The organism is Bordetella genomosp. 9, from assembly GCF_002261425.1.
Taxonomy (GTDB): domain Bacteria; phylum Pseudomonadota; class Gammaproteobacteria; order Burkholderiales; family Burkholderiaceae_B; genus Bordetella_C.
In genome coordinates, this window is the sequence record NZ_NEVJ01000002.1 from 599,849 (window position 1) to 625,656 (window position 25,808).

General features: G+C 66.3%; 22 protein-coding genes and 1 pseudogene. 22 read left to right on the forward strand and 1 reads right to left on the reverse strand.

What is annotated here, in order from left to right:
* The first annotated feature begins 18 nt into the window (after nt 1-18).
* The 7 genes from CAL26_RS08700 to trmD all read left to right on the forward strand — a co-directional run bounded on the left by CAL26_RS08700 (nt 19) and on the right by trmD (nt 6,616).
* Nucleotides 19-621, forward strand: a complete 603-nt coding sequence (locus tag CAL26_RS08700) for a type 4 pilus major pilin (protein WP_094846499.1) — start codon at nt 19-21, stop codon at nt 619-621.
* A 21-nt stretch (nt 622-642) separates the two neighbouring features.
* Nucleotides 643-1,719: a type II secretion system protein gene (pilV, locus tag CAL26_RS28455; protein ID WP_256988235.1), complete on the forward strand. Its 1,077-nt coding sequence runs from the start codon at nt 643-645 to the stop codon at nt 1,717-1,719.
* 56 nt (nt 1,720-1,775) lie between these two features.
* Complete coding sequence (gene alaS, locus CAL26_RS08710) at nt 1,776-4,397, forward strand: alanine--tRNA ligase (protein ID WP_094847003.1); 2,622 nt, start codon at nt 1,776-1,778, stop codon at nt 4,395-4,397.
* 26 nt (nt 4,398-4,423) lie between these two features.
* Nucleotides 4,424-4,690, forward strand: a complete 267-nt coding sequence (locus tag CAL26_RS08715; RefSeq protein WP_094846500.1) for a sulfurtransferase TusA family protein — start codon at nt 4,424-4,426, stop codon at nt 4,688-4,690.
* Nucleotides 4,691-4,762: 72 nt separating this feature from the next.
* Nucleotides 4,763-5,023 (forward strand): 30S ribosomal protein S16, encoded by a 261-nt coding sequence (gene rpsP / locus CAL26_RS08720; RefSeq protein WP_094841251.1) that lies wholly within the window; start codon nt 4,763-4,765, stop codon nt 5,021-5,023.
* 97 nt (nt 5,024-5,120) lie between these two features.
* Nucleotides 5,121-5,849, forward strand: a complete 729-nt coding sequence (rimM, locus tag CAL26_RS08725; protein ID WP_094846501.1) for a ribosome maturation factor RimM — start codon at nt 5,121-5,123, stop codon at nt 5,847-5,849.
* Nucleotides 5,849-6,616: a tRNA (guanosine(37)-N1)-methyltransferase TrmD gene (trmD, locus tag CAL26_RS08730; RefSeq protein ID WP_094846502.1), complete on the forward strand. Its 768-nt coding sequence runs from the start codon at nt 5,849-5,851 to the stop codon at nt 6,614-6,616. Before rimM ends, trmD begins: the two co-directional genes overlap by 1 nt.
* Before the next feature lie 95 nt (nt 6,617-6,711).
* Here trmD and CAL26_RS08735 read toward each other — a convergent pair whose 3' ends face one another.
* Entirely contained in the window at nt 6,712-9,591 is a 2,880-nt protein-coding gene (locus CAL26_RS08735) for a valine--tRNA ligase (protein ID WP_094846503.1), read from the reverse strand.
* 146 nt (nt 9,592-9,737) lie between these two features.
* On the opposite strand from CAL26_RS08735, the gene ndk reads away from it, so the two are divergent.
* From ndk to CAL26_RS08810, 15 genes and pseudogenes are all read left to right on the forward strand, one after another.
* Nucleotides 9,738-10,175: a nucleoside-diphosphate kinase gene (gene ndk, locus CAL26_RS08740; RefSeq protein ID WP_094846504.1), complete on the forward strand. Its 438-nt coding sequence runs from the start codon at nt 9,738-9,740 to the stop codon at nt 10,173-10,175.
* A 19-nt stretch (nt 10,176-10,194) separates the two neighbouring features.
* A pseudogene (rlmN, locus tag CAL26_RS08745) lies at nt 10,195-11,361 on the forward strand (23S rRNA (adenine(2503)-C(2))-methyltransferase RlmN); the annotation flags it as partial.
* 76 nt (nt 11,362-11,437) lie between these two features.
* Entirely contained in the window at nt 11,438-11,932 is a 495-nt protein-coding gene (locus CAL26_RS08750; protein WP_373454462.1) for a helix-turn-helix domain-containing protein, read from the forward strand.
* Between the two features lie 142 nt (nt 11,933-12,074).
* On the forward strand, nt 12,075-13,361 hold the full coding sequence (ispG, locus tag CAL26_RS08755; RefSeq protein ID WP_094846506.1) for a flavodoxin-dependent (E)-4-hydroxy-3-methylbut-2-enyl-diphosphate synthase: 1,287 nt from the start codon (nt 12,075-12,077) through the stop codon (nt 13,359-13,361).
* 53 nt (nt 13,362-13,414) lie between these two features.
* Entirely contained in the window at nt 13,415-14,683 is a 1,269-nt protein-coding gene (hisS, locus tag CAL26_RS08760) for a histidine--tRNA ligase (protein WP_094846507.1), read from the forward strand.
* A 65-nt stretch (nt 14,684-14,748) separates the two neighbouring features.
* The gene (locus CAL26_RS08765) at nt 14,749-15,387 is read left to right on the forward strand and encodes a YfgM family protein (RefSeq protein ID WP_094846508.1); all 639 of its coding nucleotides are present in this window, start codon (nt 14,749-14,751) and stop codon (nt 15,385-15,387) included.
* 5 nt (nt 15,388-15,392) lie between these two features.
* A complete protein-coding gene (gene bamB / locus CAL26_RS08770; protein ID WP_094846509.1) occupies nt 15,393-16,550 on the forward strand; it encodes an outer membrane protein assembly factor BamB in 1,158 nt (385 codons plus the stop codon).
* 20 nt (nt 16,551-16,570) lie between these two features.
* A complete protein-coding gene (gene der / locus CAL26_RS08775) occupies nt 16,571-17,989 on the forward strand; it encodes a ribosome biogenesis GTPase Der (protein WP_094846510.1) in 1,419 nt (472 codons plus the stop codon).
* 14 nt (nt 17,990-18,003) lie between these two features.
* Nucleotides 18,004-19,074 (forward strand): histidinol-phosphate transaminase, encoded by a 1,071-nt coding sequence (gene hisC, locus CAL26_RS08780; protein WP_094846511.1) that lies wholly within the window; start codon nt 18,004-18,006, stop codon nt 19,072-19,074.
* Between the two features lie 128 nt (nt 19,075-19,202).
* Nucleotides 19,203-19,439, forward strand: coding sequence for an RNA chaperone Hfq (hfq, locus tag CAL26_RS08785; RefSeq protein WP_066347256.1), 237 nt, complete (start codon nt 19,203-19,205; stop codon nt 19,437-19,439).
* Nucleotides 19,440-19,688: 249 nt separating this feature from the next.
* The gene (hflX, locus tag CAL26_RS08790) at nt 19,689-20,795 is read left to right on the forward strand and encodes a GTPase HflX (RefSeq protein ID WP_086064219.1); all 1,107 of its coding nucleotides are present in this window, start codon (nt 19,689-19,691) and stop codon (nt 20,793-20,795) included.
* Nucleotides 20,761-22,056: an FtsH protease activity modulator HflK gene (gene hflK, locus CAL26_RS08795; RefSeq protein ID WP_094846512.1), complete on the forward strand. Its 1,296-nt coding sequence runs from the start codon at nt 20,761-20,763 to the stop codon at nt 22,054-22,056. The genes hflX and hflK overlap by 35 nt, the downstream gene beginning before the upstream one ends.
* Nucleotides 22,057-22,073: 17 nt before the next feature.
* A complete protein-coding gene (hflC, locus tag CAL26_RS08800; protein ID WP_094846513.1) occupies nt 22,074-23,021 on the forward strand; it encodes a protease modulator HflC in 948 nt (315 codons plus the stop codon).
* A 254-nt stretch (nt 23,022-23,275) separates the two neighbouring features.
* Nucleotides 23,276-24,433, forward strand: a complete 1,158-nt coding sequence (locus CAL26_RS08805; protein ID WP_094846514.1) for an ATP phosphoribosyltransferase regulatory subunit — start codon at nt 23,276-23,278, stop codon at nt 24,431-24,433.
* Between the two features lie 69 nt (nt 24,434-24,502).
* Nucleotides 24,503-25,798, forward strand: coding sequence for an adenylosuccinate synthase (locus CAL26_RS08810; RefSeq protein ID WP_086064223.1), 1,296 nt, complete (start codon nt 24,503-24,505; stop codon nt 25,796-25,798).
* Nucleotides 25,799-25,808 lie beyond the last annotated feature (10 nt).

The window sequence follows — 25,808 nt, forward strand, 5'->3', positions numbered from 1 at the left end:
CCTACACAAGGAGCCGCCATGCGCCTGCGCCGTCGTCGCATCCAACAGGGATTCTCGCTGATCGAGGTGTCCATCGTCACCGCCATTGTCCTGCTGATCGCCATCGTCGGCATTCCCGCGATCGGCAGCTACGTCATCGAAAACAAGGTCCCCAAAGTGGGGGAGGAACTTCAACGCTTCGTCGCGCGCGTCAAGGCCAATAGCCAGGGCGACGTCGTGGCCCCGTATGCCGACCTGCATGACGGCATGCTGGCCAACGCCTTGCGCGATTCCAGCGTATTCGCCGTGCGCGGCAACGACGCGTCCGCCTTGGTGGCGCATGGCCTGGGCGGCAATGGCTCGGCGGGCAACGGCACGATCGGCCTGGCGCCGGCGTCCTTCGCGGGCGCGGGGCCGGGATCCGCCTTTACGCTGACCCTGACCAATGTCCACAACGCGGCGTGTCCGGGGTTGGCCTCCGTCATGCAGCGCGTATCGGAAATCATCACGGTCGAAGGCCAGGGCGGGCCGGTGGTGGTCAAGGACAATGGCGCCTCGCCGCCCAAGGGCTACGACGCCATGCTGGCGCAGGCCCAGTGCGCGCGTGGCGACGCCAACACCTTCGTCTTCACCGCGCGCTGACGGGTGGCGTCCATGCCGGGTATGCATCGACATCGCCGGGCGCGCCGGCGTCCAGGCCAGCGGGGGTTCGCGTTGCTGGAGCTCACCGTCGCCGTCGCCATCACCTGCGTGCTGGCGATATGGGCGGCCGAGCGCCTGCTGCATCAGGTGGACGGCGTGGCGGAACAGGCCGCGGGGCGATGGCTGCTGGAGATCCACGGCGCCCTCGATGGCATGCTGGCCCGCCATGGCGCGGCACTGGCCGAGGGCGAGGTCCCCGTGGATGGGCAGGGTGGGGCGCTTTACGCGGACCCCTGGGCGCCCAGCCTGGCCGAACTCAAGGGCGCGGGACATCTGCCGGCGTCGTTTCCGGACCATGGGCCGCTGGGCATGCGCGCCACCGTCAAGCTATGGCGCGACGACGCCTGCCCCGGCCTGGCGTGCCGCGTCGAAGCCCTGGCCTACGCACGCGTCGCCGCCGGATCGGTGACCGGCCCAGGCGCGGCGGGGGAGGAGCCGGCCGGATCGCCCGACATCTCGCGCATCGCGGGCGTCCTGCTGGCGACTGGCGGCCTGGGAGCCGGCGTATCCGAACTTGCGCCGCATCGCCTGCGTGGCGCCGGCTTCGACCTGCCGAATCCCCCGGCGGCCGGCATGGCGCGGCTGCCCATCGGCACGGTCGCCGTCCGCGCCGGCCGGGAAGCGGGCGACGCCGGGCGCTACCTGCGGACACACGACGCCAGGGACCCGCAATTCCGCGGCGACGTGTCCGCGACGGGCACCCTGTCGACCGGCGGCCGGCTCGTCGCCGGGGAGCACCTGAAACTGGGCGCCGTCGAAGTCGCCGGCGCCGCGTGCCCGGAAAACGGGCTGCTCGCCCGCGACCGGGAAGGCGGCCTGCTGAACTGTGCGGCAGGCGTCTGGGCCGTGCCGGGGGGCTTCGGCGGCGCCTATGCCACCAATACCGGCATCGGCTGCGGTATCGCCGGCCGCTCATCGATCAATCCGAGGACAGGCGCCTGTTCCTGTCCGCCAGGCCATCGCGCCGTGCTGGTCGCGGCGGGGGGCGAAAGGGACGCCGAGGTAGGCTGGACCGAGGGTTATGTATGCCTGCGGTGAACGCCCGCTACCCTCTATAATGAAAAATTCGCCTCATGTCGACCGATTCATCCGCGATGAAATCCTCCGAGATCCGCCAGAAGTTCCTGCAGTTCTTCCAGTCCAAGGGGCATACCATCGTCCCTTCGTCGTCGCTGGTTCCCGGCAACGACCCGACCCTGCTGTTCACCAATTCGGGCATGGTGCAGTTCAAGGACGTGTTCACCGGCAAGGAAACGCGCGCCTATACGCGAGCCACATCGTCGCAGCGCAGCGTGCGTGCCGGTGGCAAGCACAACGATCTGGAAAACGTCGGCTACACCGCGCGGCATCACACGTTCTTCGAGATGCTGGGCAACTTCAGCTTCGGCGACTACTTCAAGCGCGATGCCATCCATTACGCCTGGGAATTGCTGACCACGGTGTACAAGCTGCCCGCCGAAAAGCTCTGGGTCACGGTCTACCACGAAGACGACGAAGCCTACGACATCTGGGCCAAGGAAATCGGCGTACCGACCGAACGCATCATCCGTATCGGCGACAACAAGGGTGCGCGCTACGCCTCGGACAATTTCTGGCAGATGGCGGAAACCGGCCCCTGCGGTCCGTGTTCGGAAATCTTCTACGACCACGGCCCCGGCATCTGGGGCGGCCCCCCGGGATCGCCGGAAGAAGACGGCGATCGCTACATCGAAATCTGGAATCTGGTGTTCATGCAGTTCGAGCGCGACGCGGCCGGCAATATGTCGAAGCTGCCCAAGCCCTGCGTCGATACCGGCATGGGGCTGGAGCGCATTTCCGCCGTCCTGCAGGGCGTGCATTCGAACTACGAGATCGATCTCTTCCAGAAGCTGATCGCCGCCGCCGGCCGGGAAACCGGCATCAGCGACCTGCACGACAACTCGCTGAAGGTCATCGCCGATCACATCCGCGCCTGTTCCTTCCTGATCGTCGACGGCGTCATTCCCAGCAATGAAGGCCGGGGCTACGTGCTACGCCGTATCGTGCGCCGCGCCTTGCGCCATGGCTACAAGCTGGGCCAGACCAAGCCTTTCTTCCACCGCCTGGTGGCGGACCTGGTCGGCGAAATGGGCGATGCCTATCCGGAACTCGCCAACGCCGCCGAGCGTGTCGCCCAGGTGCTCAAGCAGGAAGAAGAGCGCTTCGGCGAAACCCTCGAAAACGGCATGAAGATCCTGGAAGGCGCGCTGGCCGGCGTGCCCAAGGGCGGGCAGCTGGACGGCACCACGCTGTTCACCCTGTACGACACCTATGGCTTCCCGGTGGACCTGACCGCCGACATCTGCCGCGAGCGCGGCGTGGAAGTCGACCTGGCGGGCTTCGATACGGCAATGGCGCGGCAACGCGAACAGGCCCGCGCCGCGGGCAAGTTCAAAATGGCGGAAGGCCTGGCCTACGATGGCGCCGACACGCGTTTCGTGGGCTACGAGTCCATCGAGCTGGATGACGTCAAGGTCATCGCGCTGTATGCGGACGGCACCTCGGTGGACCGCATCCAGGCGGGGCAGGAAGCCGTCGTCGTGCTGGACGCCACGCCGTTCTACGCCGAATCGGGCGGCCAGGTGGGCGATGCCGGCCTGCTGGAGGCGGACGGCATGCGCTTTGCCGTCGCCGACACGCAAAAGGTGCAGACGGGCGTGTTCGGCCACCATGGCAAGCTGGAATCCGGCAGCCTGGCGGTCGGCGATACGGTCCTGGCGCGCGTCGACGCGGTGCGGCGCGCCCGCACCGTGCGCAACCACTCGGCCACGCATTTGATGCACAAGGCGCTGCGCGAAGTCCTGGGTAGCCACGTGCAACAGCGCGGCTCCCTGGTCGACCCGGAGAAGACCCGCTTCGATTTCGCGCATGACGCGCCCATGACGGCCGATCAGATCGCCCGCGTAGAAGCCATCGTCAATGCGGAAGTCCTGGCCAACCAGCCCGCGCAGGTGCGCGTCCTGCCGTACGAAGAAGCGGTCAAGGGCGGCGCCATGGCCTTGTTTGGCGAAAAGTACGGCGACACGGTCCGTGTCCTGGATATCGGCTCCTCGCGTGAACTGTGCGGCGGCACGCACGTCATGCGCACGGGCGACATCGGCATGTTCAAGATCGTCGGCGAAAGCGGCGTCGCCGCCGGCGTACGTCGCGTCGAAGCCATTACCGGCGACAACACGCTGGCCTGGGTGCAGGCGCAGACCGCCTTGCTGAACCGCGCCGCGTCCGCCCTGCGCGCGTCGGCCGCCGATCTGCCCGACCGCATCGCCCAGGTGCAGGAACAGGTCAAGTCGCTGGAAAAGGACCTGGACCAGGCCCGCAGCCGCCTGGCGTCCAGCGCCGGCAACGACCTGGCGGCCCGCCAGACGGTGGAAATCAAGGGCATCAAGGTCCTGGCCGCCGGCATCGACAGCGCCGATCCCAAGGCGTTGCGCGGCATGGTCGACCAGCTCAAGGACAAGCTCAAGCCGGCCGTGGTGCTGCTGGCGGCCTCGGCCGACGGCAAGATCAGCGTGGTCGGCGGCGTCACGGCCGACCTCACCGATCGCATCAAGGCCGGCGACCTGGTGGGCTTCGTGTCCAGCCAGCTGGGCGGCAAGGGCGGCGGACGTCCGGACATGGCCATGGGCGGCGGCAGCGATACGGCGGCCTTGCCGGCCGCCATCGCCAGCGTGCGCCAATGGGTGGATGAGCGGCTGTGAGCAGCAACCCAGAGACGGGTGCCGGCATGGCCGGCCCGGCTGACGCCTCCCAGGCGGAGCCGGCGCCGGTCGCCGACCTGGAAATCGACGCCAACGGCCTGGCCTGTCCGCTGCCGATCCTGCGCGCCAAGAAAGCCTTGGCGCAGCTGACCAGCGGGCAGGTGCTGAAGGTCCTGACCACCGACCGGAACGCCATCCGCGACTTCCAGGCATTCTGCCGGCAGACGGGCAATACGCTGTTGCGCCAGGAAGACAACTCGGGCCAGGGCGTGCACTACCTGCGCCGCCGCTGACGAAGCATTTGCCGTCACTCGGTATCGATGCTAGAATCTACTGTTTTTCACAACCAATTCAAGGGATTACCTATGCTGGTGATTCGTCTGGCCCGCGGTGGGTCGAAAAAGCGTCCGTTCTATAACCTGGTGGCGACCGACTCGCGTAACCGCCGCGACGGCCGTTTCGTCGAGCGCGTCGGTTTCTACAATCCCGTTGCCAACGAAGGCACGGAAAAGCTGCGTATCGCCATGGACCGCGTCCAGTACTGGACCGGCAACGGCGCCCAGCTGTCGCCCGCCGTGGCCCGTCTGGTCAAGGATTATTCGGCCAAGGTTTCGGCTTCGGCCTGATTGCGCTGACAGCCCTGACAGTCCTGACCGGGTGCTTTACCTGTGAACAGGGCAGGGCAGTACGCCCTACGCCTGGTTCCATGACCCGCGCCGCGCAATGAGCAACGCCGCTACTCCCATGGTGGCGCCCGCCGACCTGGTCGAGCTCGGGCGTATCGCCGCGGCCTACGGGGTCAAGGGCTGGGTCAAGATCCAGCCTCATTCGGCCGATGCGGATGTCCTGCTGTCCATCGCGACAGCGGCGCATGCCGACTCAGCCGCTGGCTCATCCAGGTCATCCGGGTCATCCAGGTCCCCCTCGCCTGAAAAGCCATCTTCCGCCGCGTCGGCTTCGACCTGGTGGTTGATGCGACCCGTGCTGCCCGGCTCCGCCGCCGCGGCATCCGGCAAGTCCTCGCCCGCGATCGCATACGTCGTCAAGGCCGCGCGCGCGCACGGTTCGACCGTCGTCGCGCAGCTGGCTGGCATCGACGATCGCGATCAGGCGGAGGCGCTGAAAGGCATGGCCGTCTGTGCGCCGCGCAGCGCTTTTCCCGCGCCCGACGAAGACGAGTATTACTGGGTCGACCTGATCGGTTGCGCCCTCTATGGCGACGACGACGGTACGCCGGTCCTGCTGGGCATCGTCGACGAAGTCCTGGATAACGGCGCGCATGCCGTGCTGAAGATCCTGCGCCAGGCCCCCGGCCCGGCGGGCGGCCTGCAACCCCTGCTCGACGCCAAGGGCCGCCAGGTCGAAATGCTCGTGCCTTTCGTGCATGCCCACATCCGTGCCGTGGACCTGCAAGGCCGCCGCATAGACAGCGACTGGCCGCTGGATTTCTGATGCGTTTCGACGTTCTTACCCTGTTCCCCGACATGTTCACGGTCGTGCGGGACCTGGGAGTGACCGGCCGTGCGCACGGCCAGGGCAAATGGAATCTCCAGGCCTGGAACCCGCGCGATTTCACCAGCGACGTCCATCGCACCGTGGACGATCGCCCTTATGGTGGCGGCCCGGGCATGGTGATGATGGCGCCCCCCCTGGCGGCCGCGGTGCAGGCCGCGCAGGCGCGCCGCGCCGCCGACGCGCTGCCGCCCGCCCCGGTCATCCTGCTTTCCCCCACCGGCCGGCGCTTCGATCAGCCCCGCGCCCAGGCACTGGCGGCCTCCGCCGGGGCGCTGCTCATCTGCGGGCGCTATGAAGGCGTGGACCAGCGCTTCATCGATCGTTATGTCGATGAAGAACTTTCCCTGGGCGACTTCGTGCTTTCCGGCGGCGAGCTTGCCGCCCTGGCCGTGGTCGACGCCACGGTGCGCCTGTTGCCCGGCGTCCTGAACGACGACGAATCGGCCGTGCAGGATTCCTTCAATCCGGCCCTGTCCGGGCTGCTGGACAGTCCGCACTACACACGTCCGGAAGTCTATGACGGCGTGGCCGTGCCGGCGCCCCTGCTGTCGGGCCATCACGCCAACATCGCGCGCTGGCGCCGCGAACAATCCCTGCGCCTGACGGCCGCCCGGCGCCCCGACCTGATCGAGCAGGCACGCGCGCGCGGGTGGCTGACGCCGCAGGACGAGCGCTTCCTGAAGACCTTGCAGGCCGGCGACTAGGCGCCGGCCCCGCCGCCGATGCCGCCGACAGCGGCAACCGGGCCGGAGGCGCCTGCAGCGGCCCGCAGGCCGAAAGACCGCAGGCCATCAGGTCATCAGGCCGCCAGCTTGCCCCGCTGCTCGCGCACCTTGTTCAAGGTCTCGGAAAACTGCGCCAGCCGCGCCTTTTCCTGTTCCACCACGGCCGCCGGCGCCCGATCGACGAAGCTCGCGTTCGACAGCTTGCCGTTGGCCTTGGCGATTTCCCCTTCCAGCCGGGCGATTTCCTTGTCCAGTCGTGCGCGCTCCGCCACCACGTCGATCTCGACGTGCAGCATCAGCCGCGCGTCACCGACCACCTGCACCGGCGCGCCGACGTCCGGCAGCTGGTCCACCACGTCCACCTGCGTCAGGCGCGCCAGCGCCGCCAGATAGGGCGCATTGCGCGACAGCAACTGCGCCGGGCCTTGCGCGATGAGCGGCACCTTCTGCGCGGGCGACAGATTCATCTCGCCGCGCAGGGCCCGCACCGCTTCGATCTGGGCCTTCAGTTCAGCCACGTCGGCCTCGGCCTGCTTGTCCACCGCGGCGGGGTTGGCGCGCGGATAGGGCTGCACGCTGACGCTGTCCGGCGTTCCTGCCTGCCGCTTGCCAGCCACCACCGACACCTTCTGCCAAAGCTCTTCGGTGATGAAGGGGATGATGGGATGCGCCAGCCGCAGCACCACTTCCAGCACGCGGATCAGCGTGGCCCGGGTCGCCGCCTGCTGCGCCGCCGTACCGGTCTGCAGCTGCACCTTGGCCAGCTCGACGTACCAGTCGCAGTACTCGTCCCAGACGAAGCGATACAGGGCATTGGCGACGTTGTCGAAGCGGTAATCGGCAAAGCCGCGTTCGACTTCCGCTTCCAGTTCCTGCAGCTGGCTGACGATCCAGCGGTCGACGAAACTGGTTTCGCCCGCCGCCGCCGCCGCGACATCGTGTCCTTCCGTGTTCATCAACACGAAGCGCGTGGCATTCCAGAGCTTGTTGCAGAAATTGCGGTAGCCCTCGCAGCGCTTCAGGTCGAAGTTGATATTGCGCCCCAGCGTGGCATAGGCCGACATGGTGAAGCGCAGCGCATCGGCGCCGTAGGCGGGTATGCCTTCGGGAAATTGTTTGCGGGTCGCCTTTTCGATGCTGCCGGCCAGCTTCGGATTCATCAGGCCGTAAGTGCGCTTGGCGACCAGCGTTTCCAGGTCGACGCCGTCGATCAGGTCCACCGGATCCAGCGTATTGCCCTTGGATTTGCTCATCTTCTGGCCTTCCGCGTCGCGGATCAGGCCGTGCATGTAGACGTGCCGGAAGGGGATCTGCCCCGTCAGGTGCATCGACATCATGATCATGCGGGCGACCCAGAAGAAAATAATGTCGAAGCCCGTGACCAGCACGCTGGACGGCAGGTAGCGCTCCATGTCCGGCGTCTTCTCCGGCCAGCCCAGGTCGGTGAACGGCACCAGCGCCGACGAAAACCACGTGTCCAGCACGTCTTCGTCGCGTTCCAGCGGACCCTCGACGCCGGCGGCCCGCGCCTGCTCCAGCGCTTCCGCCTCGTCGTGGGCGACGAAGATGCTGCCATCCTTGGCGTACCAGGCCGGAATCTGGTGGCCCCACCACAATTGGCGCGAAATGCACCAGTCCTGGATGTTGTCCAGCCACTGGTTGTAGATCGTCGCCCAGTTTTCCGGATAGAACGTCACCCGGCCATCGGCCACGGCGTCCAGCGCGACCTGGGTAATGCTCTTTCCGGGGTGCAGCGTGCCTTCCGGCGCCGGCTTGCTCATCGCCATGAACCACTGGTCGGTCAGCATGGGCTCCAGCACGACGCCGGTGCGGTCGCCCTTGGGCTGCATCATCTTGTGCTTTTCGACGCTCTTCAGGTAGCCGTTCGCTTCCAGTTCGGCGACCACGGCCTTGCGCGCCTCGTAACGCTCCAGGCCGCGGAACTGCGCCGGGCCGTTTTCATTGATGTGCGCGTCGGGCGTGAAGATGACGATCAGCGGCAGGTCGTGCCGCAGCGCGCAGGCATAGTCGTTGAAGTCGTGGGCGCCGGTGATCTTCACCACGCCCGTGCCGAAATCCGGATCGACGAAATCGTCGGCGATGATGGGAATATTGCGGTCGCACAGCGGCAGCTCCACCAGCTTGCCGACCAGGTGCTTGTAGCGCGCATCGTCCGGGTGCACGCACAGCGCGCCGTCCGCCAGCATGGTTTCAGGCCGCGTCGTCGCGATGGTCATGCCGCGCAGCGTTACCGTGTTGCCCTCGCGATCGACGATGGTCTGGGGACCGTCGACGAAGGGGTACTCGATGCGCCACATAAAGCCTTCGGTTTCCTCGGATTGGACTTCCAGGTCGGAAACCGCGGTCAGCAGCTTGGGATCCCAGTTCACCAGCCGCTTGCCGCGGTAGATCAGCCCTTCGCGGTGCAGGCGCACGAAGGTTTCGATCACGCCGCGCGACATGCGGTCGTCCATCGTGAAGTATTCGCGCTTCCAGTCCGCGGACGCCCCCAGCCGGCGCACCTGGCTGGTGATGGTGTTGCCCGACTGCTGCTTCCATTCCCAGACCTTTTCCACGAACTTCTCGCGGCCCAGGTCGTGGCGCGAAATCTGCTGCGCGTCCAGCTGGCGCTGGACGACGATCTGGGTGGCGATGCCGGCGTGGTCCGTCCCCGGTATCAATACCGTGTCGGCGCCCAGCATGCGGTGGTAGCGCGTCAGCCCATCCATGATGGTCTGATTGAACGCATGCCCCATGTGCAATGTCCCAGTCACATTGGGTGGGGGAAACTGTATGGCGAAGCTGCCGGGCGCGTCCTGGGCGCCGTCGACGTGCCGGCCTGCGGCGAAATAGCCGCGCCGGTCCCATTCGGCGTACCAGCGCGCTTCGATCTCGGCGGGTTCGAAGCTCTTGGATAGTTCCTGCGACTCGTTCTGGGGTGCGGCTTTGTTCATTACGCGATTCCGGCTGACTGACGGCCCCCTGGCCTGTTTTCCACGGGGCAAACCAGCGATTTTAAGATGTAGTCGCGAATCGCGCCGTGCTAGAATGTCCGGTTACTGTAAACCACGTAGAAGTCCCTGTTTTTATTGGAGTTTTCATGTCGACCGTATCCGCCACCCAGCGTACCCTCTCCATCATCAAGCCCGACGCCGTGGCAAAGAACGTTATCGGCCAGATCGTGGCCCGTTTCGAACAGGCCGGCCTGAAGGTCATCGCAGCGCGCCTGCAGCAATTGTCGCGCGCCGACGCCGAACGCTTCTACGCTGTCCACAAGGAACGCCCCTTCTTCAAGGACCTGGTCGATTTCATGGTTTCCGGTCCCGTGTTCGTCCAGGTGCTGGAAGGTGAAGGCGCCATCGCCAAGAACCGCGACCTGATGGGCGCCACCGATCCCAAGAAGGCCGCGCCGGGCACCATCCGCGCCGATTTCGCCGACAGCATCGACGCCAACGCCGTCCACGGTTCGGATGCGCCGGAAACCGCCGCCGTCGAAATCGCTTTCTTCTTCCCCGAAATCAACATCCACAGCCGCTGATCGCGGCATTGCCGAAGTCATGAACGAAAACGAACGTGTCAACCTGCTGGGCCTGGATGGCGCCGAGCTGACTGCCCTGGTGCAGCGCTGGGGCGGCAAGCCTTTCCGCGCCCGCCAGCTGCAGCGCTGGGTCCACCAGCGCGGCGCCGACACGTTCGACGCCATGACCGACCTGGCGCGCGATTTCCGGGCGCAGCTCGCGGATGCCTGCATCGTGCAGGCGCTCCCGGTCGTGACCGAGCAGAAGTCCACGGACGGCACCCGCAAATGGTTGTTCGACGTGGGGCAGGGCAATGCCATCGAAACCGTCTTCATCCCCGAAGACGATCGCGGCACGCTCTGCATTTCCAGCCAGGCCGGCTGCACCGTGGCGTGCCGCTTCTGTTCCACCGGCCACCAGGGCTTCAACCGCAACCTGCAGGCCAGCGAAATCATCGGCCAGCTGTGGTGGGCGCGCAAGGTCCTGGAAGGCGACCTGGCCAGCGCCCGCCTGCCGTCCGGAAAGTCCGACGAGGCGGCGGCACAGCCGGATAGCCGCGTCATCAGCAACGTCGTCATGATGGGCATGGGTGAACCCCTGCTCAACTACGACCAGGTGCTGACCTCGCTGCGGCTCATGCTGGACGACAATGCCTACGGGCTGTCGCGCCGGCGCGTGACCGTATCGACCTCGGGCGTCGTGCCCATGATGGACCGCCTGGCGCGGGATTGCCCGGTGGCCCTGGCCGTATCGCTGCACGCGCCCAACGATGCGCTGCGCGACGACCTGGTGCCGCTCAATCGCAAGTATCCGCTGGCGGAATTGCTGGCCGCGTGCAACCGCTACCTGGAACACGCGCCGCGCGATTTCATCACCTTCGAATATGTCATGCTCGATGGCGTCAACGACGCCGACGAGCATGCGCGGGAATTGATCCGCATCGCCGCGCAAGTGCGCTGCAAGATCAATCTCATCCCGTTCAATCCGTTTCCGCAGTCCGGCCTGAAGCGCTCGCCGTCGGCGCGCGTCCGGCTGTTCGCCCAGCGCCTGATGGACGCCGGCGTCGTGACGACCGTGCGCAAGACGCGCGGCGAAGACATCGACGCAGCCTGTGGCCAGCTGGCCGGCGAAGTGCGCGACCGGACCCGCATCACCGAACGCATCGCTGCCCAAAGGCAGGCCATCCCCATCAAGCAGGTCAGCGCCGCGACGCCGGCGCGGCCGGCCGAACGGCGTATCGAGGTGCCGTGGGGAGCGGTTGCGCACCGACAGGAGTAGTACAGTGAGCGAGAATGCCTCCACCCCCGTATCCATCGATCGCAACCTGGATCCGGCCGCGGAAAGCGCGGTGGGCGGTGCGCTGCGCGCGTTGCGCGTAAGCAAGGGCTGGTCGCTCGAGGAAGTCGCCGGCCGCATCAAGTTCGCGCCGCGCCAGATCGCCGCCCTGGAAGAAGAACGCTGGGCCGATCTGCCCAAGGGCATTTCCCTGCGCGGACTGATCCGCAGCTATGCCCGCCTGCTCGGCGCGGACCCGGAAGCCATCATCGCGTCGCTGGAACCGCATATGCGGGGCACGGCGCCGGCCCGTCTCGCGACCCAAGGCGGCATGCACTCGCCGCGCGGCACCATGCCAGCCGAAGAAGAACGCAGTTCCTCGTCCTGGGGCTGGCTGATCGTGATCCTGCTGGTGATCGTGGCCGCCCTGGTCTATGGCGCCTGGCAGGGCTGGTTGCCCTCGCACTGGCTGCCCGGCTGGCTGTCTCGCACGGGGCACTGACCAACGGCCCCGATGGCCCCGGCGGTCCGGTCCGCCGACCGCCATGCAACCTGACGACGGAGGGCCTGGCGGATTCCGGGCCCGCCTGGAAACCAGCCTCACCGCCCAGCCTTACCACTTTCACCGCGCTTCGACATTCGCCATGCAAGAACCTTCACCGCCCTGCCAGGACCAAGCGCCACCGCCCGTGGGGGCGGCATCCCGCCATCCCACGCGCGGCGTGCGGGTGCGATGGAACGGCCGCGCCGTCACGATAGGGGGCGACGCGCCCGTGGTCGTGCAGTCCATGACCAATACCGATACGGCCGATGCCATCGCCACCGCCATCCAGGTCCGCGACCTGGCGCAGGCGGGATCCGAGCTCGTCCGCATCACCGTCAACACGCCGGAAGCCGCGCGCGAAGTCCCCGCGATCCGCGAACAGCTCGACCGCATGGGCGTCGACGTGCCGCTGGTCGGCGACTTCCACTACAACGGCCACAAGCTGCTCACGCAGTTTCCCGAATGCGCCCAGGCGCTGTCGAAATACCGCATCAACCCGGGCAACATGGGCGGCGGCAAAAAGCGCGACGACAACTTCGCGCAGATGATCGAAGTGGCCTGCCGCCACGACAAGCCGGTGCGCATCGGCGTGAACTGGGGCAGCCTGGACCATGAACTCATGGCCCGCAAGATGGATGAAAACAACCAGCGCGCGACCCCGTGGGAAGCGCAGGCCGTGATGCGCGACGCCTTGGTGGTGTCCGCCATCAGCAACGCCCGCCGCGCCGAGGAACTGGGCCTGGCTGGCGACAAGATCATTCTTTCCTGCAAGGTCAGCCACGTGCAGGACCTGATCGCCGTCTATCGCGATCTCTCCGCGCGCTGCGACTATCCGCTGCACCTGGGCCTGACGGAAGCCGGCATGGGCAGCAAGGGCATCGTGGCGTCGACCGCGGCGCTGGCCGTCCTGCTGCAGGAAGGCATCGGCGATACCATCCGCATTTCGCTCACGCCGGAGCCGGGCGGCGACCGCACGCGCGAAGTCGTGGTCGCGCAGGAAATCCTGCAAAGCATGGGGCTGCGCGCGTTCACGCCCATGGTCGTGGCGTGCCCGGGTTGCGGCCGCACCAGCAGCACCGTGTTCCAGGAGCTGGCCGACAGCATCCAGTCGTATCTGCGGCGCCAGATGCCGCTCTGGCGCACCCGCTATCCCGGTGTCGAAAGCATGAACGTCGCCGTCATGGGCTGCGTGGTCAACGGGCCGGGTGAAAGCCGCCACGCCGACATCGGCATCAGCCTGCCCGGGACCGGCGAAGTGCCCGCCGCCCCGGTGTTCGTCGATGGCGAACGCACGGTGACGCTCAAGGGCGACCATATCGCCGAAGAATTCCAGGCTATCGTCGAAAACTACGTGGCGCGCCGCTACGGTTCGCAGGTTTCACAATAAAAGTAAAGGGTAGGCGCGCTGCCACGGACGTCTCCGCGGGCGCGCATCACGACATGACGCAAGCTTTCCAGAAAGTGGCCGCCATACGCGGCATGAACGACGTGCTGCCCGGTGCCGGCGCGCGTTGGGAACAGTTCGAGGAAATCGTCCGGAACTGGCTGCATGGCTATGGCTACCGCAACGTTCGCACGCCGGTCCTGGAACACACGCGGCTGTTCGCGCGCGGCATCGGCGAAGTCACCGACATCGTCGAAAAAGAGATGTACACCTTCACCGACGCGCTCAATGGCGACTCGCTGACCATGCGGCCTGAAATGACCGCCGGCATCGTGCGCGCGTCGATCGAACACAACATGCTGTACGACCGGCCGCACCGCGTGTATTCGCTGGGCCCGGTCTTCCGCCACGAGCGTCCGCAGCGCGGCCGCTATCGCCAGTTCCACCAGATCGACGTCGAAGCGCTCGGCTTCGCCGGTCCCGACGTGGACGCCGAACTCATCGTCATGCTGGCGCGGCTGTGGAAGCTGCTCGGCCTGACCGATGTGCGGCTGGAGCTCAATTCCCTGGGCCAGCCGGCCGAACGCGCGGCGCATCGGGCGGCCTTGATCGAACACCTGGAAAAGCACCGCGACGTCCTCGACGAAGACGGGCAGCGCCGCATGTACAGCAATCCGCTGCGCGTGCTTGACACCAAGAATCCCGCCATGCAGGAGATGGCCGACAGCGCGCCGCGCCTGTTCGATTTCCTGGGCGACGAATCGCGCGCGCATTTCGACGGCGTGCGGCAGCTGCTGGACGACGCCGGCATCGGCTATCGGCTGAATCCGCGGCTGGTGCGCGGCCTGGACTACTACAACCTGACCGTTTTCGAATGGGTCACGGACCGCCTCGGGTCACAGGGCACCGTGTGCGGCGGCGGCCGCTATGACGGGCTGATCGAACTGCTGGGCGGCAAGCCCGCGCCGGCGGTCGGCTTCGCCATCGGCATGGAGCGTCTGCTCGACCTGTGGGAGCAGACCGTCCCCGCCGAGCCCGTGCCCGAGTGCGACGTGTACGTCGTACACCAGGGCGCCGACGCGCAGCGCCTGGCCGCCAAGGTGGGCGAACAGCTGCGCGACGCCGGACTTTCCGTTATCGTCCACGCCGGCGCGGCCAGCTTCAAGTCGCAGTTCAAGCGCGCGGACGGCAGCGGCGCCCGGGTTGCGGTTATCCTTGGCGCCGACGAAGTGGCGGCTGGCACGGCCAGCGTCAAGCCTTTGCGCGGGGATGCCGAGCAGCGCCAGGTCCCCCTGGCGGAGCTGGCGCAGGCGCTGCGGGCTTAGCGGCCCGGCATTCCCTGGCAGCCCCCCGGTTATGAAACGTTGATGCGGCAGGACAAGTAAAAAGCATGGCATACGATCTCGAAGAACAGGAAAAACTGGACGCCCTGAAGGCGTGGTGGGCCCGTTACGGCCTGCTGGTCGCCATCGTGGTCGCGGCGGCCGCCGTGTCCTATGGCGGCTGGATGGGATGGCAGGCCTGGCAGGCGCATTCCAGCCGCCAGGCCATGGGCTATTTCGAAGCGCTTGAAGACGCCGCGCGGCTGGGCGGCGCCGACGCCACCGCGCGCATCAAGGCGGCCGCCAGCACCTTGCGCAACGACTATCCCAACACCGGCTATGCCGGCCGTGGCGTGCTCGTCGCCGCCCAGGCCCTGCAGGCGCAGAACGACCTGCCGGGCGCGCGCGAACAGCTCGAATGGCTCGCGGCCCAGCGCAAGCAACCCGCGCTGCAGCCGGTAGCCAAGCTCCGTTTGGCGGGCCTGCTGCTGGATCAGAAGCAATACGACGCCGCGCTGGCGCAGCTGCAGGATCCGCCCCCGGCTTTCGCGGCGCTGTACGCCGACCGCCGTGGCGACATCCTGGCGGCCCAGGGCAAGGGCCAGGAAGCGCGCGCCGCATGGCAGAGCGCCATCGACGGCCTGGGTCCGGCCAACCCCCTGACCCCCGTCGTGCGCCTGAAACTCGATGCCCTGACCGGAGCCTGATTCCGATGTTTACGCTTGCTTTCCGTCGTTCCGCCATCGTGGCGGCGTGCGTTGCCGCCGCGCTCAGCCTGGGCGCGTGCTCGTTGTTTTCCAAGGACGATACGCGCTATGACCCGGCGCCGCTCACCGATTACAAGCCCGGCTTGTCGGTGCGCCAGGCGTGGTCGGTGTCGATCGGCAGCGGCGGCGGCCTGGGTTTCTATCCCACCGTCGTGGGCGAAGCCATCTACGCCGCGGCGCCCAATGGCATGGTCGGCAAGTACGACCTGCTCAGCGGCCGCGCCATCTGGCGCACCGACGCCAAGGCCGACCTGACCGCCGGCGCCGGCAGCGACGGTACGACCACCGTCGTGGCCAGCAATGCCGGCGACGTGATCGCCTACGACGACACCGGCAAGCAGAAGTGGAAGGTGCGCGCCACCAGCGAAATCTCCGAGCCGCCGCTGGTCAACAATGGCCTCGTCGTGGTGCGCAGCGGCGATTACCGCATCACCGCTTTCGACGCCCGCAACGGCGATCGCGTCTGGAGCGTCCAGCGGCCCGGACCGGCGCTGGCGCTGCGCACGACCACGCAGATGATCATGGCGCAAGGCCTGGTCATCGCCGGCTTGCCCGGCGGCAAGATGATGGCCATCAGCGCGGACAGCGGCAACGTCCAGTGGGAAGGCACGGTCGCCACGCCCAAGGGCGGCAGCGATCTGGAACGCCTGAACGACGTGGTCGGCGCGCCGCGCCTGATCGGACCGCTCATGTGCGCGGTCGCCTACCAGGGCCGCATCGTGTGCTTCGACGTGTCGCAGGGCGGACGTCCGGTCTGGGCCAAGGACTTCTCCGGCGCCGTCGGCCTGGGCGCCGACGACAATGCCGTCTATGCGCCTGATTCCCACAGCATCGTCTACGCCTACAGCCTGCGTGATGGCAGCGAACTCTGGAAACAGGCCGGCCTGCGCAACCGCCGGCTGACGGCCCCGGTCGCCATCGGCCCGGCCATCGCCATGGGCGATTATGATGGCTATGTGCATTTCCTGTCGCGTAACGACGGCCATCTGCTGGCCCGGCTGTCGGTCGGGGGCGATGCCGTGCTGTCGCCGCTGCAGACGACGTCCCAAGGCGTGCTGGTCCAGACCGGGAACGGCAACCTGGTCATGATCGCCACCAACTGAACCCAAACTGCTCTTCACACGTGTCCTTAAAGCCTGTCGTCGCTCTCGTCGGACGTCCCAATGTCGGGAAGTCCACCCTTTTCAATCGCCTGACGCGGTCTCGCGCGGCGCTGGTCGCCGATTTTTCGGGACTTACGCGTGATCGGCACTATGGCGAGGGCAGGGTGGGGGACTATCCCTTCATCGTCATCGACACGGGCGGCTTCGAGCCGGTGGCCAAGGATGGCATCCTGCGCGAAATGGCGCGTCAGACCCGCCAGGCCATCGCCGAATCCGACGTGGTGGTCTTCCTGGTGGATGGCCGCGCCGGCGTGAACGGACACGATCATGAAATCGCCGAGCTGCTGCGCCGCTCGGGGCAGCGTCGCGTCCTGCTGGCGGTCAACAAGGCCGAAGGCATGGGCATGGCCGCCACCACCGACTTCCATGAACTGGGCCTGGGCCAACCGTGGCCGATCTCGGCCGCCCACGGCGACGGCATCGTCGATATGATCGAGCGGGCCCTGGAAGGCCTGGTCGAGCCCGAACCCGAACCCCAGCCGGAAGACGCCGACGACGAGGAAGCGCCCGACCTGGCCGATGGCGAAAACGCGACCCTGCCGGAAGGCACATTCACCGCGCCGGCGCCCGACCATCGCATCAAGCTGGCCATCGTCGGCCGGCCCAATGTCGGCAAGTCCACGCTCATCAATACCTTGCTCGGCGAAGAGCGCGTCATCGCCTTCGACATGCCGGGCACCACGCGGGACGCCATCGAAATCGATTTCGACCGCGACGGCAAGCGCTACACGCTGATCGATACGGCGGGCCTGCGCAAGCGCGGCAAGGTCTTCGAAGCGGTGGAAAAATTCTCCGTCATCAAGACCTTGCAGGCCATCGAGGCCAGCAATGTCGTGCTGCTCATGCTGGACGCGCAGACGGAAATCTCCGAACAGGACGCCCATATCGCCGGCTTCGTGCTGGAGACCGGGCGCGCCGTGGTGGTCGCCATCAATAAATGGGACGGCCTGGACGCCGACCAGCGCGAGCGCATCCAGCGCGAATTCGAGCGCAAGCTGCGCTTCCTGTCCTTCGCGCGGGTGCATACGATTTCCGCGCTGAAGGGCGCCGGCGTCAAAACGCTGCTGAAGTCCGTCAACAGTGCGCACGCCGCTGCTTTCGCCAAGCTGTCCACCCCCAGGCTGACTCGCGAACTGCAGGCCGCCGTGGAACAGCAGCCGCCGCCCCGCAAGGGCATTTTCCGCCCCAAGATGCGCTATGCCCATCAGGGCGGCCAGAACCCGCCCTTGGTCATCGTCCACGGCAATGCGCTGGACGCGATCCCGGACTCCTACCGGCGGTACCTGGAAACGCGTTTCCGCAATGCCTTCGACCTGGCCGGTACGCCGCTGCGGATCGAATTCAAGTCTTCGCGCAATCCCTACGTGCAGGATAAATAGCAGGAAGGTCTAGCATGAGCCGTTACTGGAGTCCCGTCGTCGCCGGGCTCAGCCCTTATGTTCCGGGCGAACAGCCCAAGCTGGCGAACCTGATCAAGCTCAACACCAATGAGAACCCGTTCGGCCCGTCGCCCAAGGTGCTCGCGGCCCTGCGCGCGGCCTGTGACGACAGCCTGCGCCTCTACCCGGATCCGGCGTCCGATCGCCTGCGGCAGGCCATCGCCCGGCACTACGGGGTTGCGCTGCCGCAGATCTTCGTCGGCAACGGATCCGACGAAGTCCTCGCCATCGTCTTCCAGGCGCTGCTGAACCAGGATGCGCCGCTGCGCTTTCCGGACATCACCTACAGCTTCTATCCCGTCTATTGCGGCCTGTATGGCGTGCGCTACGAGGTCATCCCCCTGACCGCGGATTTCCGCATCGACGTGCAGGATTACCTGCCCGCCGCGGGCCGGACCGGGGGACCCATCCTCTTCCCCAATCCCAATGCGCCGACGGGGCGCGCGATGCCCCTGGCCGACATCGAACGCATCGTGGCCGGCAATCCGGACGCGGTGGTCGTCGTCGACGAAGCCTACGTGGATTTCGGCGCCGAATCGGCGGTGTCCCTGGTCAAGCGCCACGACAACGTGCTGGTGGTCCAGACCTTGTCCAAGTCGCGTTCGCTGGCCGGGTTGCGGCTGGGCTACGCCATCGGCAGCCCGGTCCTGATCGAAGGCCTGGAACGGGTCAAGAACAGCTTCAACTCCTATCCCGTCGACCGCCTCGCCGAAGCCGGGGCCACCGCGGCCATCGAAGACGTTGAATATTTCGAGTTCACCCGCACGGCCGTCATCCGTACGCGCGATGCGCTGGCCGGCTCGCTGCGCGGCCTGGGCTTCGACGTCATTCCTTCCGCCGCCAATTTCGTGATGGCGCGCCACCCCGCGCACGACGCCGCGGCGCTGGCCGCCGCGCTGCGCGAAAAGGGCATCATCGTGCGCCATTTCAGCCACCCCCGCATCGTTCAATATCTGCGAATTTCGATCGGAACGGAGCAGGAATGCGATGCTTTGGTGCACGCGCTGCGCACGATTCTGGTGTGAACTTTTTGGTGTCATGTTGCGTCACATCATTCAGTGGCACCGCCCGGGAAAACCCTGTAGAGTAGCTATTTCGGCGTCTGCCAATATCAAAACAACACCCCGAACAACAACACAATGGAGCCTGGCCAATGAGCAATAAAGGGCAAACTCTGCAAGATCCGTTCTTGAACACGCTGCGTAAGGATCACGTACCCGTGTCCATCTATCTCGTCAACGGCATCAAGCTACAGGGGCAGATCGAATCGTTTGATCAATACGTCGTGCTGCTGCGCAATACCGTGACCCAAATGGTCTACAAGCATGCCATCTCAACCGTTGTGCCCGCCCGCGCGGTCAACTTCCAGGTGGAAATCCCTTCTGAATAAACGCTCGACCGACCGTCGCGCGCGTCCCTGCTCCACAGGCGGCTGCGCAGACGGTCCACCGCGCGGCTCCGCGCCGCTCCATGGCCGCAGTGCTTTTCGTGCCCGCCGCACTTATCGTGTCGGCGGGCATTTTCACTGTGCGGCCCTGTTCGCAATCGCTCCGCCCGGCGCCTCCGACATGGCGCCCATGACGGTTCAAATTTCCCTGTTTCGTGCCGATCGTTTCGCCCGCGCCGGCCAGGAGGCTGCATGCGCGCTTTGATTATCAGTGTTGATCTGGGCAATCCCGACTTCGACGCCCACGCCCAGGAGTTCGCCATGCTGGCGCGCGGCGCGGGCGCCGAGATTGTCGACACCGTGCTGGCGCGACGCGATCGTCCCGACGCCAAGTACTTCATCGGTTCGGGCAAGGTGCAGGAAGCGGTATTGCTGGCCCGCGCGCACGATGCCGACGTCGTGCTGTTCGACCAGCCGCTGTCGCCGGCGCAGCAGCGCAATCTCGAGCGTGAATTCAACCTTCGGGTCGTCGATCGCGTCGCGCTGATCCTGGATATCTTCGCGCTGCGCGCCAAAAGCCACGAAGGCAAGCTGCAGGTCGAACTGGCGCAGCTGCAGCACCTGACCACCCGGCTGACCCGCCTGTGGACCCACCTGGAACGGCAGCGCGGCGGTATCGGCATGCGCGGGCCGGGCGAATCCCAGCTGGAAATGGATCGCCGCATGATCGGTGCGCGCGTCAAGGTGCTGCGCGAACGCCTGGACAAGGTCGAACGCCAGCGCGTGACGCAGCGTCGATCGCGTGCCCGCGGCGGCGCATTGTCGGTGTCGCTGGTCGGCTATACCAATGCCGGCAAATCCAGCCTGTTCAACGCCATGACGCGCGCCGGCGCCTACGCCGCCGACCAATTGTTCGCCACGCTGGATACGACGACCCGCCGCATCTGGATAGAAGGCGCGGGATCCATCGTGCTGTCCGATACGGTGGGCTTCATCCGCGATCTGCCGCCCACGCTCATCGCCGCCTTCCGCGCCACGCTGGAAGAAACCGTGCATGCCGACCTGCTGCTGCACGTCGTGGACGCGGCCAGCCCGCAGCGCGATGAACAGATCCTGGAAGTCCAGAAAGTCCTGAACGAAATCGGTGCGGGGGAAATCCCGGTCATCATGGTCCATAACAAGATCGACCTGCTGGGACTGCCTCCCCGGGTCGAACGGAATGCCCATGGTACGATTGCGCGGGTGTTTGTCAGCGCCGCCGAGCGCGCCGGTCTGGATGCGTTGCGCGCGGCAATTGCACAGACGGGTCAGATTGCGGGAAACAATGCGTCCAATATCCAAACTGTTCAATCTGAATGATCCAGGCTGGGGTCGCGGCAACCAGAACGGTTCCGAACCCCCCCGCCGTCCGCAAGGGAACGGAGACGGTCCGCCCGACCTCGATGAGGTCTGGCGCGATTTCAACAATCGCATCGCGGCCCTGTTCGGCCGCAAGGGCAACCAGGGCGGCCGCCCCGGCGGTCCCGTGGGCACGGGCGGCAACGGGCCGCGCAATGCGCGCATCGGCGCCGGCCTGATCCTCGTGGTGCTGGTCGCCCTCTGGCTGGCCAGCGGCTTCTACATCGTGCAGGAAGGCCAGGTGGCCGTGGTCACCCAGTTCGGCAAGTACGAGAAGACGGCCCAGGCCGGCTTCCAATGGCGCCTGCCGTATCCGATCCAGAATCAGGAAATCGTCAACGTGTCCCAGTTGCGGACCTTCGAAGTCGGTTTCCGCGGCAGTTCGCGCAACAAGGTCCTGCCCGAAGCGCTCATGCTGACCAACGACGAAAACATCGTCGACATGCAATTCGTGGTGCAGTACCGCCTGCGCGCCGACGGCGCGCCCGACTACCTGTTCCGCACGCGCGATCCGGACGAATCGGTCCGTCAGGCCGCTGAAACGGCCATGCGCGAAGTCGTCGGCAAGCAGCCCATGGATTACGTCCTCTACGAAGGCCGTACCAATGTCGCGACGCAGGTGCAGGCGCTGATGCAGCAGATCCTCGACCGCTACGACACCGGCATCCAGGTCAGCACGGTGGCGATCCAGAACGTCCAGCCGCCCGAGCAGGTGCAGGCCGCGTTCGACGACGCGGTCAAGGCCGGCCAGGACCGCGAGCGCCAGATCAACGAAGGCGAAGCCTATGCCAACCAGGTCGTGCCGCTGGCCGCCGGCCAGGCATCGCGCATGATCCAGGAAGCGGAAGGCTACAAGGCCAAGGTCGTGGGCGACGCCACGGGTAATACCGCGCGCTTCAACAGCGTCGTCAGCGAATACCAGAAGTCGCCGGCTGTCATGCGCGAGCGCATGTACCTGGAAACGATGGAAGACATCTTCTCGCGCTCCAGCAAGGTCATGATCGATACCCGTGGCGGCAACAATGTGGTCTACCTGCCGATCGACAAGATCATCCAGCAGGCCGCGCAGGAAGCCGGCAAGCAGTCGGCTCCGTCCAACACCCTGAGCCTGCCCGGCGCGAGCCAGCCGACCATACCGCCATCGCCCCGTCCCGTACCTGGGTCATCATCCGGCAACCCCGGCAGCGGCAACACGCTGTCTCGCGATCGTTTGTCGCGCTAACCGGAGGAGCCCCGAACATGCAACGTCTACTGCCCATATTGGTCGGCCTGCTCATCATCCTGGCCGCGCTTTCATCCTGCGTCTTCATCGTCCGCGAACGCGACTACGCCCTGGTGTTCTCGCTGGGCGAGGTACGCAAGGTCATCAGCGAGCCCGGCCTGTACTTCAAGGCGCCGCCGCCGTTCCAGAACATCGTGACGCTGGACAAGCGGATCCTGACCATCGAGTCCACCGATGCCGAACGCATCCAGACCTCGGAAAAGAAGAACCTGCTGATCGACTCGTACGTCAAGTGGCGCATCGCCGATCCGCGCCTGTACTACGTCACCTTCGGCGGCAACGAGCGTGCCGCCCAGGAACGGCTGCAGGCCCAGATCCGCGACGCGCTGAACGCGGCGGTCAACATCCGCACGGTCAAGGACGTGGTCTCGGCCGAGCGCGAAAAGGTGATGGCGGAAATCCTGTCCAACGTCGCCAAGCGCGCCGCGCCGCTGGGCGTGCAGATCGTCGACGTGCGCCTGCGCCGCATCGAGTTCGCGCCGGAAATCTCCGAGTCCGTCTACCGCCGCATGGAAGCCGAGCGCAAGCGCGTGGCCAACGAGCTGCGCTCCATCGGCGCCGCGGAAGGCGAAAAGATCCGTGCGGAAGCCGATCGCAAGCGCGAGGAAATCCTGGCCGATGCCTACGCCAAGGCGCAGGCCATCATGGGCGAAGGCGATGCCCGCGCCAGCAGCATCTACGCCGAATCGTATGGCAAGGATCCTGTCTTCTACACCTTCTACAAGAGCCTGGAAGCCTATCGTTCGTCCTTCTCCAAGTTGGGCGACCTGCTGGTCGTGGATCCCACTTCGGAGTTCTTCCAGTTCTTCAAGTCGTCCGTTGGCGTGCCAGGCGCGCCCAGCGGCACCTTGGGCGGTATCCCGGGCAGCACGACGCCCGCGACCTCTCCGGAAGGCAGGAAATAGCGGGAAGCGGGGTCGGGTACACGGGCTGGCGCGATCGTCCGAACCATGTACAATACCCCGTAAGCTTTAAAACATTCCGCAGCGGCTGAGCGGGCTTACGCCCCTCAGCCGCTTTTCGTTTGGGTGTTTGGCCTAGGTGTTTGGCTTAGGTGTTCAGTTTTGGCGTTTCGCGTGGGCGCCGCCCCTGCGATGCCGCTACCGGTGCCGCGCGGCGTGGCGTGTGTTTCTTCTTCAGGCAAGATCAGGTAAAGAACATGGGTAACTGGTTGCTCCCGGAGCGTCTGGCGGACATTCTGCCCGCGGAGGCCCGGCGCATCGAGGAACTGCGTCGCGAACTGCTCGATCTGTACCGCACTTACGGTTTCGAGCTGGTCGCTCCGCCCCTGGTGGAATACATCGATTCCCTGCTGACCGGCACCGGCACCGATCTGGACTTGCGCACCAGCAAGCTGGTCGATCAGCTTTCGGGCCGGACGCTGGGCGTGCGGGCGGACATGACGCCGCAGGTTTCGCGCATCGACGCGCACCTGCTGAACCGCGCCGGGGTGACGCGGCTGTGCTATTGCGGGACGGTCCTGCATGCGCGGCCGGCGGATCTCCTGTCCAATCGGGAATTGCTGCAGATCGGCGCCGAAATCTACGGCCATGCGGGCGTCGAAGCCGACATCGAAATCCTGCGGCTGGTGCTCGACACGGTGACGATCGCCGGGGTGCGCCAGCCGCGGCTGGACCTTTGCCATCCCGGGGTGGTGCGGGCCATCATCGACGCCGATCCGGCGGCGCGGCCTCATGGCTCGCTGATTCATTCGCTGCTGCGCGACAAGGATGTCCCGGGCTTGCTGGATCTGGGCCGTCGTCCTGACGGTCCCAGCGCGCAGACCATACAAACCCTGCGCACGCTGACGGGCTTGTACGGTGACATCGGTACGCTGGCGCGCGCGCGCGCCGAGCTTCCGCCGCTGCCGGGCATCGCACAGGCCCTGGATGCGCTCGAAGCGCTGCTGCGCGCCTTGCCGGAGCTGCGTCCCAGCATCGACCTGGCCGACGTGCGCGGCTATGGCTACCACTCCGGCGTGACCTTCGCCCTGTATGCCGAAGGTTGGCACGATGCGCTGGTCAGCGGCGGGCGTTACGACGACATCAGCCGCGTATTCGGCCGCGCCCGGCCGGCGACCGGCTTCAGCCTGGACCTGCGCAAGCTGGCCGCCGGGCTTCCGCCGGCGGAACGCTCGCGGGCGGTGCGGGCGCCCTGGGGCCAGGATGCCGCGCTGGTCACGGCGGTGCGGGCCTTGCGGCAGGCCGGTGAAATCGTCGTGCAGGTCCTGCCGGGCCATGAGCACGACCAGGACGAATTCATCTGCGACCGCGAACTGGCGCTGCTGGACGGCGCCTGGAAGATTCGCAACCTTTGACTCATCCCTCAGCAAGAGGGCCCGACGGAATCCGCGGTTTGCCGCGAAACTCGATATTCATTTTCGATCATGAGCAAGAACGTAGTCATCATCGGCACCCAATGGGGTGACGAAGGCAAGGGAAAAATCGTCGACTGGCTGGCGGAGTCCGTCCACGGCGTCGTGCGTTTCCAGGGCGGCCACAATGCCGGCCATACCTTGTGGATCAACGGCAAGAAGACCATCCTGCGCCTGATTCCGTCCGGCATCATGCATGCCGGCGTGACCTGCTACATCGGCAATGGCGTGGTGCTTTCCCCGGAAGCGCTGCTCAAGGAAATCGAAGAGCTCGAAGCCGCCGGCCTGGACGTCCGTTCGCGCCTGCAGATTTCCGAGATCTGCCCGCTGATCCTGCCTTACCACGTCGCCATCGACCAGGCCCGCGAACAGCGCAAGGGCGAAGGCAAGATCGGCACGACGGGGCGCGGCATCGGCCCGGCCTACGAAGACAAGATCGCGCGCCGCGCGCTGCGGGTGCAGGACCTGTTCGAGCCCGCGCTGTTCGACCAGAAGCTGGAAGAGCTGCTGGACTACCATAACTTCGTGCTGACCCAGTATCTGGGCGGGCAGGCCGTGTCGGCCAGCCAGGTCCGCGACCAGGCCATGGCGCTGGCGCCCGCGATCGCCCCCATGGTCCGCGATGTGTCCAGCAACCTGTTCGCCGCCCAGAAGGCCGGCCAGCGCCTGTTGTTCGAAGGCGCCCAGGGTGCGCTGCTGGACGTCGACCACGGCACTTATCCCTACGTCACCAGCAGCAACTGCATTGCCGGCGCGGCCGCGGCAGGCGCTGGCGTCGGCCCGCAATCCCTGGACTACGTGCTGGGCATCACCAAGGCGTACACCACGCGCGTCGGTTCGGGCCCGTTCCCGACCGAACTGCTGGACGAAGTCGGTGCCCGGCTGGCCAACATCGGCAAGGAATTCGGCTCGGTGACCGGCCGTCCGCGCCGCTGCGGCTGGTTCGATGGCGCCGCGCTCAAGCGCTCGGTGCGCCTGAACGGCATCTCCGGCCTGTGCATCACCAAGCTGGACGTGCTGGACGGGCTGGAAACGATACGCCTGGGCGTCGGCTATCGCGTCAATGGCGAGTTCCGCGACGTGCTGCCGTATGGCGCCGTGCAGGTTGCCCAGGCCGAACCCGTATTCGAAGAGCTGCCGGGCTGGTCGGAGTCCACCGTGGGCATCACCGAATATGAAAAGTTGCCCGCCGCCGCACGTGCCTATCTGGAGCGTGTCGCGCAGGTGTGCGAAGTGCCGATCGATCTGGTTTCCACCGGCCCCGACCGTACCGAAACCATCGTCCTGCGCCATCCCTTGAAAGGCTAGGAGCGTATCG